Source organism: Aquibacillus koreensis, assembly GCF_025154055.1.
Lineage (GTDB): Bacteria > Bacillota > Bacilli > Bacillales > Amphibacillaceae > Aquibacillus_C > Aquibacillus_C koreensis.
Window position 1 is genome coordinate 17,497 of the sequence record NZ_JAOALK010000017.1, and the last position, 15,984, is coordinate 33,480.

The 15,984-nt window shown below is 39.2% G+C and carries 14 protein-coding genes; all 14 read left to right on the forward strand.

The genetic code is table 11. The features are described 5' to 3' along the window. Positions 1-244 precede the first annotated feature (244 nt). The 14 genes from NYQ66_RS04850 (at position 245) to NYQ66_RS04915 (ending at position 15,806) form a co-directional block, all read left to right on the forward strand. Positions 245-1,156: a S66 peptidase family protein gene (locus NYQ66_RS04850; protein WP_259867453.1), complete on the forward strand. Its 912-nt coding sequence runs from the start codon at positions 245-247 to the stop codon at positions 1,154-1,156. 174 nt (positions 1,157-1,330) lie between these two features. Beyond that, positions 1,331-2,416 carry a stage II sporulation protein D gene (gene spoIID / locus NYQ66_RS04855; RefSeq protein ID WP_259867455.1) on the forward strand — a complete coding sequence of 362 codons (1,086 nt, stop codon included), beginning with the start codon at positions 1,331-1,333 and terminating at the stop codon, positions 2,414-2,416. A gap of 225 nt (positions 2,417-2,641) precedes the next feature. Continuing rightward, positions 2,642-3,574 (forward strand): M23 family metallopeptidase, encoded by a 933-nt coding sequence (locus NYQ66_RS04860; RefSeq protein WP_259867457.1) that lies wholly within the window; start codon positions 2,642-2,644, stop codon positions 3,572-3,574. Positions 3,575-3,872: 298 nt separating this feature from the next. After that, complete coding sequence (locus NYQ66_RS04865; RefSeq protein ID WP_259867459.1) at positions 3,873-4,901, forward strand: AimR family lysis-lysogeny pheromone receptor; 1,029 nt, start codon at positions 3,873-3,875, stop codon at positions 4,899-4,901. Positions 4,902-5,730: 829 nt separating this feature from the next. Beyond that, positions 5,731-6,009: a sporulation transcriptional regulator SpoIIID gene (spoIIID, locus tag NYQ66_RS04870; RefSeq protein ID WP_259867513.1), complete on the forward strand. Its 279-nt coding sequence runs from the start codon at positions 5,731-5,733 to the stop codon at positions 6,007-6,009. 168 nt (positions 6,010-6,177) lie between these two features. Then, the gene (mreB, locus tag NYQ66_RS04875) at positions 6,178-7,179 is read left to right on the forward strand and encodes a rod shape-determining protein (RefSeq protein WP_259867460.1); all 1,002 of its coding nucleotides are present in this window, start codon (positions 6,178-6,180) and stop codon (positions 7,177-7,179) included. Between the two features lie 108 nt (positions 7,180-7,287). Further along, positions 7,288-8,112 carry a flagellar hook-basal body protein gene (locus tag NYQ66_RS04880; protein ID WP_259867462.1) on the forward strand — a complete coding sequence of 275 codons (825 nt, stop codon included), beginning with the start codon at positions 7,288-7,290 and terminating at the stop codon, positions 8,110-8,112. Positions 8,113-8,128: 16 nt separating this feature from the next. Continuing rightward, positions 8,129-8,956, forward strand: coding sequence for a flagellar hook-basal body protein (locus NYQ66_RS04885; RefSeq protein WP_259867463.1), 828 nt, complete (start codon positions 8,129-8,131; stop codon positions 8,954-8,956). Between the two features lie 134 nt (positions 8,957-9,090). After that, complete coding sequence (locus tag NYQ66_RS04890) at positions 9,091-9,435, forward strand: DNA-directed RNA polymerase subunit beta (RefSeq protein ID WP_259867465.1); 345 nt, start codon at positions 9,091-9,093, stop codon at positions 9,433-9,435. A 66-nt stretch (positions 9,436-9,501) separates the two neighbouring features. Beyond that, the gene (fabZ, locus tag NYQ66_RS04895) at positions 9,502-9,921 is read left to right on the forward strand and encodes a 3-hydroxyacyl-ACP dehydratase FabZ (protein ID WP_259867467.1); all 420 of its coding nucleotides are present in this window, start codon (positions 9,502-9,504) and stop codon (positions 9,919-9,921) included. 430 nt (positions 9,922-10,351) lie between these two features. Beyond that, complete coding sequence (locus tag NYQ66_RS04900; RefSeq protein ID WP_259867469.1) at positions 10,352-10,714, forward strand: hypothetical protein; 363 nt, start codon at positions 10,352-10,354, stop codon at positions 10,712-10,714. 236 nt (positions 10,715-10,950) lie between these two features. Beyond that, positions 10,951-11,829, forward strand: coding sequence for a TetR/AcrR family transcriptional regulator (locus tag NYQ66_RS04905; RefSeq protein ID WP_259867473.1), 879 nt, complete (start codon positions 10,951-10,953; stop codon positions 11,827-11,829). Positions 11,830-11,846: 17 nt separating this feature from the next. Then, entirely contained in the window at positions 11,847-12,713 is an 867-nt protein-coding gene (locus NYQ66_RS04910; RefSeq protein WP_259867474.1) for an efflux RND transporter periplasmic adaptor subunit, read from the forward strand. Positions 12,714-12,716: 3 nt separating this feature from the next. Next, positions 12,717-15,806 carry an efflux RND transporter permease subunit gene (locus tag NYQ66_RS04915; RefSeq protein WP_259867476.1) on the forward strand — a complete coding sequence of 1,030 codons (3,090 nt, stop codon included), beginning with the start codon at positions 12,717-12,719 and terminating at the stop codon, positions 15,804-15,806. Positions 15,807-15,984 lie beyond the last annotated feature (178 nt).

The following is a 15,984-nucleotide window of genomic DNA, read 5'->3' on the forward strand; positions in this document are numbered from 1 at the left end:
ACTTCGGACTTCAACTGGTATATTTTAATTAGAGTAGTCCGTACTTGCCCCAATACTGACTATATATGCCAATCATTGCGTCTCACCTTATTAAAACCATGACCCTGACACACCCTATACAACCACAAACCCGCAACCAATAATACATATGCTTAACTAATTAGGATTATGAAAGAAATAGTTCGCACCTAGACACATATCCAATCATAAGCTAGTAATAAGTATCTACAAAGGAGGAGTTCGTATGAGACCTAGACGACTAAACAAAGGAGATACAGTCGGTGTGATTGCACCAGCAGGTCCAACAGACAAAGATGAGCTTCTAGATGGGATATCTTTTCTAAATAGCTTGGGATTACATGTGAAATTAGGTAAACATGTGCTTAATCAATATGGATACCTAGCAGGGAGTGATCAGAACCGTCTAGAAGACTTACATGCCATGTTTGCAGACAAAGACGTCTCAGCTATCTTCTGTGCGCGAGGAGGGTATGGTACGGCCCGAATAGCGCCATATATTAATTATCATCTCATTGCCAACAATCCTAAAATTTTTTGGGGATATAGTGATATCACCTTTTTACACACGGCAATAAGACAAATGACAGGATTAGTAACGTTTCACGGACCGATGGTAAGCTCTGACTTTAGCAAAGATGATTTTGATTATTTATCTAAACAAATGTTTGATCAACTATTCTATCCAGCTACCTTACTCTACACGGATAAAATTTCGCCACTTAAAATAATCAGTCATGGGGAAGCGTGTGGAGAAATTGTCGGTGGGAATTTATCTGTTTTAATTAACACACTGGGAACGCGGTTTGAATTGGATACGAGCGGAAAACTATTATTATTAGAAGACGTTGGAGAAGAACCCTATCGAATCGATGCTTTTTTAAACCAATTAAAACTGGCAGGAAAAATTGATGCAGCAGCAGGTATAATCCTTGGAGATTTTAACAACGTAGCGCCTAAAAAATCTTCCTTTACCTTAGATCAAGTCCTTCACCAATACTTTCAGCACCTACATAAACCAGTCATAAGCGGCTTGAAGATTGGTCACTGCTTCCCGCATTTCTCCATTCCCCTTGGTGTAGAAGCAAAACTTTCCACTACAGATAAAACGCTACTAATAAGTCCCGGAATAACATAAAAAAAAATTGTCATAACAAGGCTTGTCTACTAATAACATAGGGTGAGGTAGAAACCAAATAGTAGATCGAATATAGCTTGTCTATGAAATGAAAAAATTCTTCATGAAGCTAGTTCTACTGCGTACCTATCTCGAATAGATTTAATAGAGAAGAACTAGAAAAGGAGGCGAACAATGAAAAAACGAAAAAGACGCCTAAGTAAAAAAATAATAACGAAACAATCATCATCCAACCAATGGAAAGTTCCAGGTTTCATTTTTATCGGTAGTTTAATTACAATTATACTGATTTTACCAACTCTGATTGTCGTCCCATTCATACAATCAGACGGTACAGATACAAGATCAGTCGACACAGAGAATGAAGAAGTGGAAGCAGAAGTAGTTCTGAACCCAAGTGATTCTCCTTTTTCTGTAACAGTTTTTCGTTCAAATGAAAACACGACAGAAAATGTACCACTAGAAGATTATGTAACAAGAGTAGTCGCGTCAGAAATGCCAGCTGATTTTGAATTAGAAGCCTTAAAAGCACAATCATTAGCGGCTAGAACCTATATAGTTCGATATTTAATGCACGGGGATGAAGGCAAAGTTCCGAGCGGTGCAGATGTTACGGATACGATCCAGCACCAAGTGTATAAAAGTGATACACAACTGCGAGAACTATGGGGTGTAGATTACAACTGGAAAATGAACAAAATAAAACAAGCGGTATTCGATACAAAGGGACAAATCATCACGTATGATGATCAACCAATCGATCCATCGTTCTTTTCTACAAGTAATGGATATACCGAAAACTCAGAGGACTATTGGGCAAACGAATTACCATACTTACGAAGTGTAGCTAGTCCATGGGATGAACAATCGCCTAAATTCACAGACCAAAAAGTAATACCAATTACCGAAGTAGAAGCTGCATTAAGTGTTTCTATTGGGAATTCTTCAGAGAATTACGCAGTAAAGCGGACAGAAAGTAATCGAGTTGCTGAGATTACCATAGGCGGAAAAACATTCTCAGGACGTGATGTAAGAGAAGCACTTGGTTTACGCTCCAATGATTTTGAAGTAGAAAAGAAAGATAACCATCTTGTCTTTAAAACAAAAGGATATGGCCACGGGGTTGGCATGAGTCAGTATGGTGCGAACGGGATGGCGCAAGAGGGAAAAAACTATGAAGAGATCGTAACCTACTATTATCAAGATGTAGAAATTAACAACGTTAACGCGGCTGCACCTAAACTAGCAGCGAAAAATTAATACATGTCTGGAACTCAAGCTGTCAGAGGATTCCCTCCCTCTTGGCAGCTTTTTTGTGCCCCATTCTACCATGGATTTCTACACTCCCAAACACCACTAAAAAAATAAATCTTATAAAAAATGTATAATAATTTCACTTTGTCGAAAAATAAGTGAAAAAATTTTTTTGGTTTTATGTATATATCTTCCTGAAAGTGATCAGAATGATTCCTGAGGTGATGATCAATGGAGGAAAATCAGAACGTTTCAAAAAATGGTTGGAAACGGATCGTACGTAAAAAGTGGTTTTTTCCCGCAGTATATTTAACATTTGCTGCAGTGTTGTTAACAGGAGTATTATGGTATCAAAACTTAGATAATCAACTACCAGAGGCTTCAGATGAGCCAAATTCAGGTGTAGACGATGATCAAATTTTTGGTGACCCAAATGAATTCGAGCAAGATGCAGATCCTGTTGTTAGTCAACAAGAAGTAGTCAAGATGCCAGTAGCAGAAGAAAATCAAGCAGAAATTGTAACAAAGTTCTACGATCACAGTGCGGATAGTGCAGATCAAGAAAAAGCACTTGTTCTATTTGACAATAAATACTATCAGAGTACTGGTGTAGATATTGCATCTTCAGACGGTGAAAGCTTTGAAATAACTGCATCATTAAGCGGTACTGTAACAGAAGTGAAAGAAGATCCATTACTAGGTCATGTTATTAAAATAGACCATGAAAATGATCTTCAAACCTATTATGCATCTGTTCAAGATGTATTAGTAGAAGCGGGTGCTGAAGTAAAACAAGGTGACGCAATTGCATCTGCAGGTCGTAATTTATTTGGACAAGCTAGTGGTGTACATGTACATTTCGAACTTAGAAAAGATGGTGTTGCGATCAACCCAGAAGATTACTTTAATCAATCAGTTGCTGAGGTAAGTGTACCAACAACAGAAGAAAACACAAGTGAAACAACAGAAGAAGAAAATACAAGTGAAACACCAGATGAAAATGCTAACCCAGATGCATCAACAGAAGAGGAAGACGCATCAAGCGAAAATGAAGTTGATGATGAAGAAGGCACTGACGAAGAGGAAGAAGACTCGGATGAAGGTGCTGAAGAGGATAGTGTTGAACCGAACACAGAATCCTCCGCAGCAATGGCAAACGCATAAGTATATAATATGACAAAAGCCTTAGGATTATACCTAAGGCTTTTTCTATTAACTAATTAAAAGTACTTAATTTGTAATAAGATAGCTATAATTCGTTAAAATCCTACCAAATCTCTAGTAAAAATACAGTATATATACTATAGTAATTTACATATATTTAAACGTATAATTGTCGAAATTTTTAAAATTATTGTCGAGTAATTAAGTGTTTTGACCTGTTTGAATTTAATAGTATTTATGGAATAATTGAATGATGAACAAGTTTAATAACTTCCACATATTGGGGAGGAGGGTGAAAATGGTACCAAAGCCTTTTTATGAAGACTCTAACCTTGTTGACTCCTATAACAAGATGCAAACGACATTAAATTTGCACCAGTTTATAACGATGGTTAGCCTGGATAATGATGAAAAAACTGTTATTCAATTAGCGAAGCAATTCCTATTAGAATCCAATTCTGAATCAGATTGGAGAGTTGGGATGGAATTCTTGTATATGAACGGATTATACAAAGAATTAGAGCTGCTGATTGATCGAAATAAACAAGCCATTAATCCTATTAATATAAAGTTTGGGATAATTTATGACTTAATGCTAGCGAGAATAAGAGGGGAAATACCAGTACATCAATTGTTTGAGCAAATAGAAAGTATCGAAAGTGACATGCCTGATGTACAATGTCTGAAGCACTTTATGACAATAGCCATTAATTTTAGTTCGCATAGATATGACTCATTAGGGTATTATCTGGACAATATAAAATGCTTACTACTTCAAATTGAAAACCCTTTATTGGTTTCATTATTTAAAACGAGATTAAATATCTTGTTGTTTATATACTACTGGAAACGAAACGAATTAATCTTAGCAAGAAAACATGCGTATAGAGCACTGAACCAAACACTTAATATTGAACGGAAAGCACAATTACATATTAATCTTGGCTTAAGTTATATCTATGATGACTATGCATCATCCATTCATCATTTGCAGGAAGCACTTAAAATTGGAGAAGCCTATGACAATAAGCGAATCCTACGATCTATAAAGGATCGCAATTATCCATTTGTATGTGCGCATTTTGGCGTAACGGAAGAAGTACAAACAAATGATCCAAGTGAAAAAGCCCACCTAGAGATTGTAAAGGGGAATCTAGCCGGTGCAAGAGTTATATTAGAAAACCTCGAACCTACACCATTCCGAAAATATTATATGGGACTGGCCACCGGGGAAAGAAAATACTTCATTAACGCATACAATGATTTCATTGAAAAAAGAAGCGACCATTTCTTTGCGCGTTTACCACTACACCATATAAAGAAATAAAAACCAACGTTTACATGACTGTTTCATGTTCACGTTGGTTTTTGTATGGACAACTTACAGTTAATAACGGAGTATGTATAGACTGCGACGTAACACAAGATAATGAGAGCATACAACGCAAGCGGTCATGAGTTCCCTTATTTTCTTGTTTTTAACCAATTTTGAATCTGAGCGGTCATACAGTAAGCTATTTTAACAAAATGCCATCGAAAACAATGCAATTAGGGCATATAACGGATCTGGTGACCGCGAAAATTTGGTAATCATGAAATTTAGGCAAATAACGGATCTCATGACCTCCAAGATTATCTTAGAATCTGAGCGGCTATGAGAGACCTTATTTTCCTATTTTAGGCCAATTTAAAATCTAAGCGGCTATACAGTACGTTATTTTAGCAAAATGCCCACTTAATCATTGAAATCAGGGCAAATAAGGGATCTGGTAGCCGCTAAAATAATATAAACGAAGATTTCGGACAAATAACGGATCTCATAGCCGCCAACATCGACCATAGATTAGCGGCTGCTATAGTTACGACGGATTTTACATCTACTCTCCAATAAAAAAATCCATCCAAAAAGCCCATTCTGCATCCAGAGATCCCCCTCCTCAAAAACTTTTAATCATAATCCTGTACTTCCTCTAATAAAATGTTACAAACCATAGAAAGAAGGTCTGAGGTGAGAGTGTGTGGGGCTACTTAAATCAGGAGACACTGCAACAGGAACACGCTTCAGCTTACATAATGCATCCAATACAAAAGAAGTTGACTCTCATCATCTTGTCTCATTTCACACCTTGGACATACAACTCAGGGAGGCGAGTGATGTGCACGACTACATCAAAGAAAGAACAATCAAGATTGGCAATTATCTCGTAGAAACAAAAAAAACCGTACGAGTCATTGCGAAAGAGTTTGGCGTTTCCAAAAGTACGGTTCATAAAGATCTTACAGAAAGGTTGCCAAATATTAACCCCGAACTAGCCAATGATGTAAAAACAATCCTCGACCATCATAAAGCAATTAGACATCTCCGTGGCGGTGAAGCAACAAAAATGAAGTACAAATTGAATGCAGAAAAACCGCCTATTAAACCAGTAGGTTAATGATCAGATCCTCCCAATTGCCGGTTTCCAAAACTAACCATCCGTACAATTAACTTTTTTTTCTATTACTGTAACTAAATATATTAATTTGTGATAATATATATACTTAGAAGCATTGTGTTCAAGTACGGATGCGACGCAACTAAAATAGGCAGGGAGGATCAACTCATGTTTTCTAGGGATATTGGAATTGATCTCGGTACAGCAAACGTTTTAATACACGTAAAAGGAAAAGGTATTGTTTTAAACGAGCCATCGGTTGTTGCCATGGATCGAACGACAGGTAGAGTACTTGAAGTCGGAGATGAAGCACGTCGCATGGTTGGCCGAACACCTGGAAATATCGAAGCAATACGACCACTTAAAGATGGAGTAATTGCTGACTTTGATGTAACGGAAGCGATGTTAAAATATTTTATTAATAAAATAAATGTACGTGGTTTCTTATCAAAGCCTAGAATGCTTATTTGCTGCCCGACAAACATCACGAAAGTAGAACAAAAAGCGATTAAAGAAGCAGCAGAGAAATCTGGTGGTAAGAAAGTTTATCTAGAAGAAGAACCGAAAATCGCGGCAATTGGTGCTGGGATGGATATATTCCAACCGAGTGGTAACATGGTAGTCGATATCGGTGGTGGAACGACAGACGTAGCGGTTTTATCGATGGGTGATATCGTAACAGCGCAATCGATTAAGATGGCTGGAGATAAATTCGATGCTGAAATACTTAGTTACGTAAAAAGAAAGTACAAGCTTTTAATTGGAGAGCGTACAGCTGAAGATATAAAAATACAAGTTGCAACCGTATTCCCGGGTGCAAGAAATGAAGAAATTGATATCCGTGGTCGCGATATGGTAAGTGGTTTGCCACGCACAATTACGATCCGTTCAGGCGAAGTAGAAGAAGCATTACGTGAATCTGTAGCGCTTATCGTTCAAGCTGCAAAAACAGTTTTAGAACAAACACCTCCTGAATTATCGGCAGATATCATCGATCGTGGTGTTATTTTAACAGGTGGCGGTGCGTTATTACACGGCTTAGATCAACTACTAGCAGAAGAATTACACGTACCGGTATTATTAGCAGATGAGCCAATGAACTGTGTGGCAAAAGGTACAGGCATTATGTTGGAAAACATTGATAAAATTGAAAAAAGAAAAATCGTATAAGCCTTTTTATTTTGCCTAATATGCGAAATTTGTAAAAATAAAACATATTTTGAGAGTTACACTACATAGAGAATGGTTACGATGAAGCTTGGAGAGGGGGAATAAACCGTGTTAAGAGGATACTATACAGCGACAGCCGGTATGATTGCACAACAACGTAGACAAGAAACACTGTCGAATAATTTGACGAATGCACTAACACCTGGTTATAAACGGGACCAAGCAACGCTAAAATCTTTTCCTGAATTGTTAATACAACGGATGGAATCTAACACGATGCCAACTTCTCAGGGTCGTCGAATACCACAAAGTACTACAATCGGTTCCATTAATACTGGTGTTTACGTACAGGAAACGATTCCTGATTTTACGCAAGGTGCATTGCGTGCAACAGGTACGACAACAGACATGGCGATCGTAAATGGAACAATGCCAGATGAAACGGGTAACGTACTTTTTACCGTTCAAAATGGGGATGGCGACGTTCGCTATACCAGAAATGGTAATTTCACGGTTGACGGGCAAGGCTACCTTACTTCAAACGAAGGGTATTACGTGTTAAACCAAGATGGTAATCCAATTTTAACGGACGGGCAAGAATTCAATGTAACGCCGGAAGGAAATGTTGAACTAGCAGGCCAAGCAATTCCATTAGGACTAGCCTATAGCCCAGACGCTAATCAACTGATCAAAGAAGGTGAAGGGCTTTATCAGTTAGCCGAAGACCAAGAGGCTTTAACAGATGTTCGAGATAATGCGGATGTTACGTATTCCATTCAACAAGGCAGTCTAGAAGATTCCAATGTGGACATGAACCAAACGGTAACAGAAATGATGCAAGCCTATCGTAATTTCGAAACAAATCAAAAAGTTTTACAAGCTTACGACCGTAGTATGGAAAAAGCAGTGAATGAGATCGGAAGAGTAACGTAAGGGGAGGCAAACTTAGATGAGTAGAATGTCTATACAAGCTGCCGTGACGATGGGCCAATTACAAAAAAGGCTAGATGTGATCGGGCATAATGTAGCGAATACGAACACAGCTGGATACAAAAGCAGGCAAGCTGATTTTTCCTCGCTATTAATTCAACAAATAGATAATCTAAGAGACCCTGCCAATGAAGAAGGTCGAGTTACACCAGATGGAATCCGGATTGGTTCAGGTGCAAAGCTTGCGCACACGAATATCGATCTTTCTATCGGCGCACTGCAACAGACGGACAGGCCTTTAGATGTAGCATTAACAGAAAAAAATCATCTATTTCAGGTTAGTGTGACAGAGAATGGGGTAACCGAAACACAATATACACGTTCTGGTAACTTTTATTTAAACCCAATGGATGATGGGACTGTCATGTTAACAACCGCCGATGGCCACCCACTTATCGGGGAAGACGGACCGATCAGAATTGTGGAAGGATTTGAGTCCATATCCTTAGCAGAAGATGGACGCTTGCTGGTGAGAAGAAATGGTGTGGATGAAGCCGAAGGACAACTAGCCTTTGTTGAAGCAATTCGTCCACGTATGCTAGAAGCAGTCGGAGATAATAATTTCCGTTTATCTCAGGAGGCACTTGATCAATTTGATGAAAATGAGATCCTTCAAGATCTTGGACCAGGAATTGGAAACGTTAAAGTTGGATCGTTAGAAAACGCAAATGTTGATCTAACGAAGCAAATGTCTGACCTTGTATTGACGCAACGTGCATACCAATTAAATGCGCGAACCATTTCTATGAATGATCAAATGAGTGGTTTGATTAACCAACTCCGTTAAAATCTTTCTCTAGACAAATGGCGTATATATTTTTATATTAGAAGTAGATGTATATATTCCATGGACTAAAGGAAAATAAATTTTAAGTATTAAGAAAAACGACCGTTTTTCTAAAAGTAAGGAGTCACCAAACTATGGCTAGTTCAGAAGCAAAAGAAGTGACACAACCGGTAAAAAGAAGTGATCAACGTCAACTTCAAAAAGATGAAATGAAAATAGACCGTAAGATAAAAAAACAAGACCATAATGACAGGAAGAGTCAGAAAAGAAAACAGCGTGCGGAAAAGAAACTAAACCGTATGCCTGTTCGTCGTGTTTTTCCAATTTGGTTACGTGTTATCGTTGTGCTCGTTCTTGCTTTAGTCGGTTTATTTGGTGGAATGATGGTAGGATATGGTGTGATAGGTGATGGAAACCCAATCGAAGCACTTGATTTAGATACATGGCGCCACATCATAGATATTGTGATCGCCGAATAATAAATGACTACAAAGTTAATCGTTAATAGCTACGATTAACTTTTTACATATGGAGGGAGAAAGTGTATGTTTGATATTCAACAAATTAAAGAAACAATCCCGCACCGTTATCCATTTTTATTGGTAGATGAAATTACGGAAATGGAAGAAAAGCGTGTTGTTGGTAAGAAAAATGTGACGATTAACGAGCCATTTTTCCAAGGGCATTTTCCTGATTATCCAGTAATGCCTGGAGTTCTAATTGTGGAAGCTCTTGCACAAGTTGGAGCCGTATCGATCCTTAATAAGGAAGAAAATAAAGGCAAAATCGGCTTTTTAGCAGGCATTGACAAATGTCGCTTCAAACGTCAGGTAAAACCAGGTGATCAGCTTCGCTTAGAAGTGGAAATCATTCGTTTAAAAGGGCCAATTGGAAAAGGAAAAGCCACCGCAACTGTTGATGGTGAGCTTGCATGCGAAGCAGAAATAATGTTTGCGATTAAATAAACGCTAGGGGATATTTTCCCTAGCGTTTTTTAGTGGACCGGATGCTCTTACTTACTGAAATGTGTGTCGGGTACACTGAATTAAGTGTCGTACTCACTGAAATGCGTGTCGAGTTCACTGAATAACGTGTCGTTTTCACTGAAATACATGTCGGGTTCACTGAAATACGTATCATCGGTAAAATGCGAGTGCACTAATCTCTCCAAAAGCATTGCGGTGCTATATGTATAAAAAAGCGCTTCTTGATGAACGCTATTCTCGACTGTTATTACAAAACAGTTGTATATGGGATGGGCAAAACCGGTGAAGGATCCTACTTTATTGGAGTTGTTATAAAAAAAATTTCAGAAACAACAACTTATGCTCGAATTTTTTTCGAGAAATGGGAAAGCTAATATAGAAATTTTACTTCATGAAGGAGGAAATAACGATGGACAAGAAATGGTTATATAAACTTAGTGCACCAGTTTTTGCAGTAACTTTGCTAACAGCGTGTGCTGGGAACGATGATGAACAAAACCCACCACCAGAAGATGACGATGTAGAAGCACCTGCGGAAGAAATGGGAGACGAAATGGAAGACATGGGTGATGACATCCAAGATACTGGTGAAGATGTTGGCGACGAAATCCAAGAAGAAACGGATGATCTGATGGGTGACGATCAGAATGGCGACAACATGGGAGATGAAGGCGATACCACTGGTAATGAAGAAAACGGTGGAGATGACGTTACAGACGAACAAACAGATGCAACAAACGAAGATACAATGAACGAGGATGAAGACAAGTAATACATCTCATCTAAACGTGGGAGCTCTTGGATAACCAAGAGCTCCTTCCTTTACATTAAAAAATATTACATAATACTTTTCAAATAGATTCCATTTATGATATAGTATGATCGTACTGACTGACCGGTCAGAAAAAACGCGGTTCACCTTTGGCTGACTGACTGGTCATCCAAGAATAATAAAAGTGAAACAAATGAACATCCTTATCGTAAATAAAAACAAAGCAAGGTGAGAAAATGCATGAAAAAAAGAAGCGAATAATTGAAGAGAGTATGAAGCTTTTTGCTGAAAAGGGGTTTCATGCCACGTCCATCCAAGAAATAGCGAAAAAAAGTGAAGTATCAAAGGGGGCATTTTATTTATATTTCGATTCCAAAGAGAATTTGACCGTATCCATTTTTGAATACTATACAAATCTGGTCTTTGAAAAGATGGAACATATACGAAAACAAGATATCGAACCAAAACAAAAGTTAATGGAACAAATTCAATTGTTCTTGGAAATGCTAAGAGATCATAAAGAATACATTATCATGCATTTCAGGGACAATCTACAATTAGGAAAGCAAATGGACGAATTAGTTTTACGATTAAATAAAGCGGCTTTTAAATGGATAAGTGGAGCGTTAACAGAAATATATGGTGCAGACTTAGAGCCGTATATCGTAGACGCGTCAATCCAATTTGACGGCATGTTGCAAGGTTACTTTAAGTGGCTCTTCTTACACGATATTCAGTTTAATGCAAAAGAGCTCGCAACGTTTATTGTAAACAGATATGATGATATGGCTAAAGCCATGATTGTTAGTGGCGAACCAACGCAAATTAAACTGGAACAGCTCAACTATCAAGCTTTACAAAATGCGAGTCCTGATGAAGTGAAAAGTATATTGGATCACTTAAGAGAATCGATTGAACAGTTAGACATAAGTCTGGAAGAAAAACAACAGCTGCGTGAAGCCGCTGACGTCATAGATAGTGAACGAGTGAAAAAGCAACCGAAAAAGATCATCATGCAAGGCATGCTTGCACATCTGCAGCACGAACCAGCATTACAAGAGCCATGTAAAAAGATAGCAGCTTTACTTGATATTACGTTGCTATCACAAGAATAGAGGGGGACAACATCCAAATGAAAAAGATAGGATTTATGCTAATGATAGCACTAGTATTATTGTTAGCTGCATGTACAGAAGAAAATACAGAAACAGACACAGAAAAGGAAACGGTGACACCGGTCGAAGTAGACCAGGTCACAAAAGATAATTTAGTCATTGAAAAAAGCTTTTATGGCAGAACGGCACCGAATGCAACAACACCAATTATCCCGAGTTCACCAGGGGAAATTGAGTCGGTAGAAGTAAGTAAAGGTGATCAAATAGAAGAAGAAGATGTGATCGCGACAATGACAAGTGCACAATATGGCACTGTCGATATCGAAGCACCTGCTGATGGCGAGATTGTTTCACTAGACATCGAGGAAGGATCCATGGTTTCTAACCAAAATCCGATTGCTACGATTGTAGACCTTGATACCGTAAACATACAAGTGAACGTTCCGGTAAATTACTTAACGCTATTTCAAGACAATGAAGAAGCAACAGCAATTTTTTCTAGTATTGACCTTGAAGCAACAGCGGACATTGACTACCTATCATCTGTAGCAAATGACACGGGTTTATATACGATTGAACTTTCATTATCAAATGAAGATAAAAAAATCAAGCCTGGCATGGTTGCAAAGATTACTGTCCCTGAAAAAGTTATAAGTGACGCGTTAATTATCCCAACTACGGCATTAGTCGAAGAAGCGGATGAGTCATTTGTCTATGTAGTCAGCGATGATGTAGTAGAAAAACGACTAGTAACAGTCCTTGAAGCGCAAACAGATTTTACTGCGATTGAAGGAGAATTAGCTGAAGGAGATACTGTCGTAACAAGTGGACAGCTAACGCTTTCTGATGGTAATCAAGTGACAATCATGAAGGAGGAAGAGTAATCCATGAAGTTAGTAAATACTTCCGTCAAGCGCCCAGTTGGCGTGATCATGGTTGTCTTAGCGATTATCGCACTCGGTATTATATCGGTAAGAAACTTAGCAATAGACCTTTTTCCAGAAATAGATTTACCAATTGCAGTAGTGGCTACAAGTTATCCAGATGCTGCACCGCAAGAAGTAGAAAAACAAGTTAGTGTACCAATTGAGTCAGCGCTTAGCTCGATTGAGGGTGTTAATACGATTCAATCCCAGTCTCAATCGGGAGCATCACTCGTGATTTTAATGTTCGATACGGGAGTAAATCTCGATAACGCATTACTCGAAGTTCGGGAAAGCGTTGACCAAGTAAAAGGAATGCTTCCGGAAACGGCAAATGACCCAAGCGTACTTCGTTTTAACCCTAACCAAATGCCAATCATGTGGGTGGGCCTAACAGGTGATGACGTCGTTAAGTTACAAGACGTTGCCGAAGAACAAGTGGTCCCTTACTTTGAACGTCAAGGTGGAGTGGCATCAGTAACCGTTGAGGGTGGAAAAGAGCGAGTAATCGAGTTAGAACTTGATCGCTCAAAACTTGCACAATACGGTTTAGATTCAAATACCGTCATGCAATCCTTAAATGGTGCAAACCGCTCTGCATCCGCAGGTACGGTATCCAAAGGGGATAAAGACTTACAAATCAGAATCAATGGGGATTATCAATCGGTTGACGATATTCGTAACACGATTATCCAGACCCCGCAAGGAGCTACTGTCCATGTCGAGGATATAGCCGCTGTGAATGATGTATTCCGAGAATCTGGTACATCCTTAGTAAACAATAAAGAATCGGTTGTACTTTCTGTTATGAAGCAATCAGATGGAAATACAGTAGAAGTATCGGAAAATATCTTAGCAGCAATCGAGGACCTAAATGGCGATCTTCCGTCCGATGTTGAGCTAGATGTTGTGGTAGATACCTCTACATTTATTAAATCGTCGATATCATCGGTGATTCAAAACATGGTCTTAGGTGGTGTGTTTGCCCTCCTTATCTTGTTACTTTTCTTGAAAAGTATCCGGGCTACAATTGTCGTTGGATTATCGATTCCGATCGCAATTGTCGCAACCTTTACACTCATGTATTTTACAGGTGAAACGGTCAACGTATTAACGATGGGTGGACTAGCGCTTGGTCTCGGTATGATGGTCGATAGTTCAATCGTTATTTTGGAAAATATCGTATCGTATCGACAACGAGGGTATAGTATGATCGAATCAGCGAAAAAAGGTGCATCAGAACTTGCGCCAGCAGTAATCGCATCGACAACAACTACCTTAGTTGTATTTTTACCAATCGTATTCGTAGAGGGAATAGCGTCAGAGATCTTTACACCACTTGCTTTAACGGTATCTTTTGCCTTAATTGCATCGTTAGTGGCTTCAATTACGCTCATTCCGATGTTGTCATCGAAGTTGCTTTCAAAAGCAATGTCAGATCACGGACGAAGATATTGGTTTGATCAAGTATTAAATAAGTTTAACGGCGGCTATGAACGCGTTCTGCGCAAGTCGTTGAAATTCAGAAAAACAACGATCCTAGTAACGATCCTTGCGATTGGAGGAAGCTTAGCTTTAGCTCCTTTCATTGGAACAGAATACATTCCACAAGGCGATCAAGGTCAAATAAATATTTCCGTTGAAACGGCAACAGGAACAACAAAAGAGAAAACGGAAGAAGTTGCTACAGAAGTAAATGAAAGACTAGAGGCATTTAATGACGTCATTGATGTGAACTATATGTCGATCAGTGGTGGCGATGCTGCAGCGGGCATAATGGGCGGAGGTAGTTCGAACACCGCATCTTACACGCTACAGCTGGTGCCACAAGAAGAACGTGATCAAACGACCGATCAAGTGATGCAGGAAATTAATACAGCGCTAGAAGGTGTTGTAGGTGCTGAAATATCGGTAAGCTCTATGGGTGGTGGATTAGGTGGCGGAAATCCAATCCAAATCCAAATCAATGGTCCGGAGCACGATGTCTTGCGTGAACTAGCTGATCAAGTGATCTATACCATTTCAGAAGTGGACGGTGTTTATAATCCAACCACATCCATTTCTGACACAACGCCACAACTGAACGTGTTAGTAGATCGTGAAATGGCGGCACAATACGGCTTGAGCTACCAGCAAGTCATGAGTCAAATCCAAATGGGCTTCACAGGCCAAACGATCATGCAATATCGTGAAGATGGCGATGATATGAATGTAGCGCTCATGTATCCAGAAGAAGAGCGTAGTACGATTAGTGATTTAGAAAATATGTCGATCCAAACACCAACAGGATCCGCGGTTCCACTTGCAACGATTGCTGACTTTGAACAAATGCAAAGTCCTGCAAGTCTATCGCGTAATAACCAACAACGCCAAGTCAACGTTAACTCCGATATCGTGGACAGAGATCTTGGTAGTGTAAGTGCGGATGTGGAAGCGGCATTAGATAATATGGCATTCCCAGATGAATACACCTATAGTGTGGGTGGCGAAGCACAAGACATGGCAGAAGCGTTTACTGATTTAGCGCTTGCGCTAATGTTATCGATTTTCCTCGTGTACGCGGTAATGGCAGTCCAGTTTGAGAACTTCTTGTTCCCACTGGTTATCATGTTCTCAATGCCAGCTACGGTTGTCGGTGTACTAGGTGGACTATTTATTACAGGAACGCCGTTAAGTATCACTGCCTTCATTGGGGTCATCATGCTCGCCGGTATCGTCGTAAACAACGCGATCGTGTTAGTGGATTACATTAACATCGTCAGAAACAGAGGCTTCGATCGATTTGAAGCGATCTTAGAAGCGGGTGTAAGCAGAATGCGTCCAATCCTTATGACCACCCTAACAACCATTCTAGGGATGCTACCATTAGCACTAGGTTGGGGTGAAGGAGCAGAAACACAACAACCACTTGCGATTACCGTTATCTTTGGTTTAGCAGTGTCTAGTGTGTTTACGCTATTGTTAATCCCGGTTGTTTACACGTTATTTGATGATCTGTCTGAGAAAGTGAAAGGTTTAGCGACTAGGAAAAAAGGTAAGACAGAAGAAGTATAACGGACAAAAAGAGGAAGCACTTCTCCGAATATATTGGGGAAGTGCTTTTTTACAATAGGTTCTATTTTAACATGCCAAGCTACATTGCGAACTGCAGGCATGTGTGGTCGGGCGCATAAAGACAGAGCTCAGGCGCATAAAGTGCATAAATCCAAAGTCGGGCGCGAATATCCGGAGA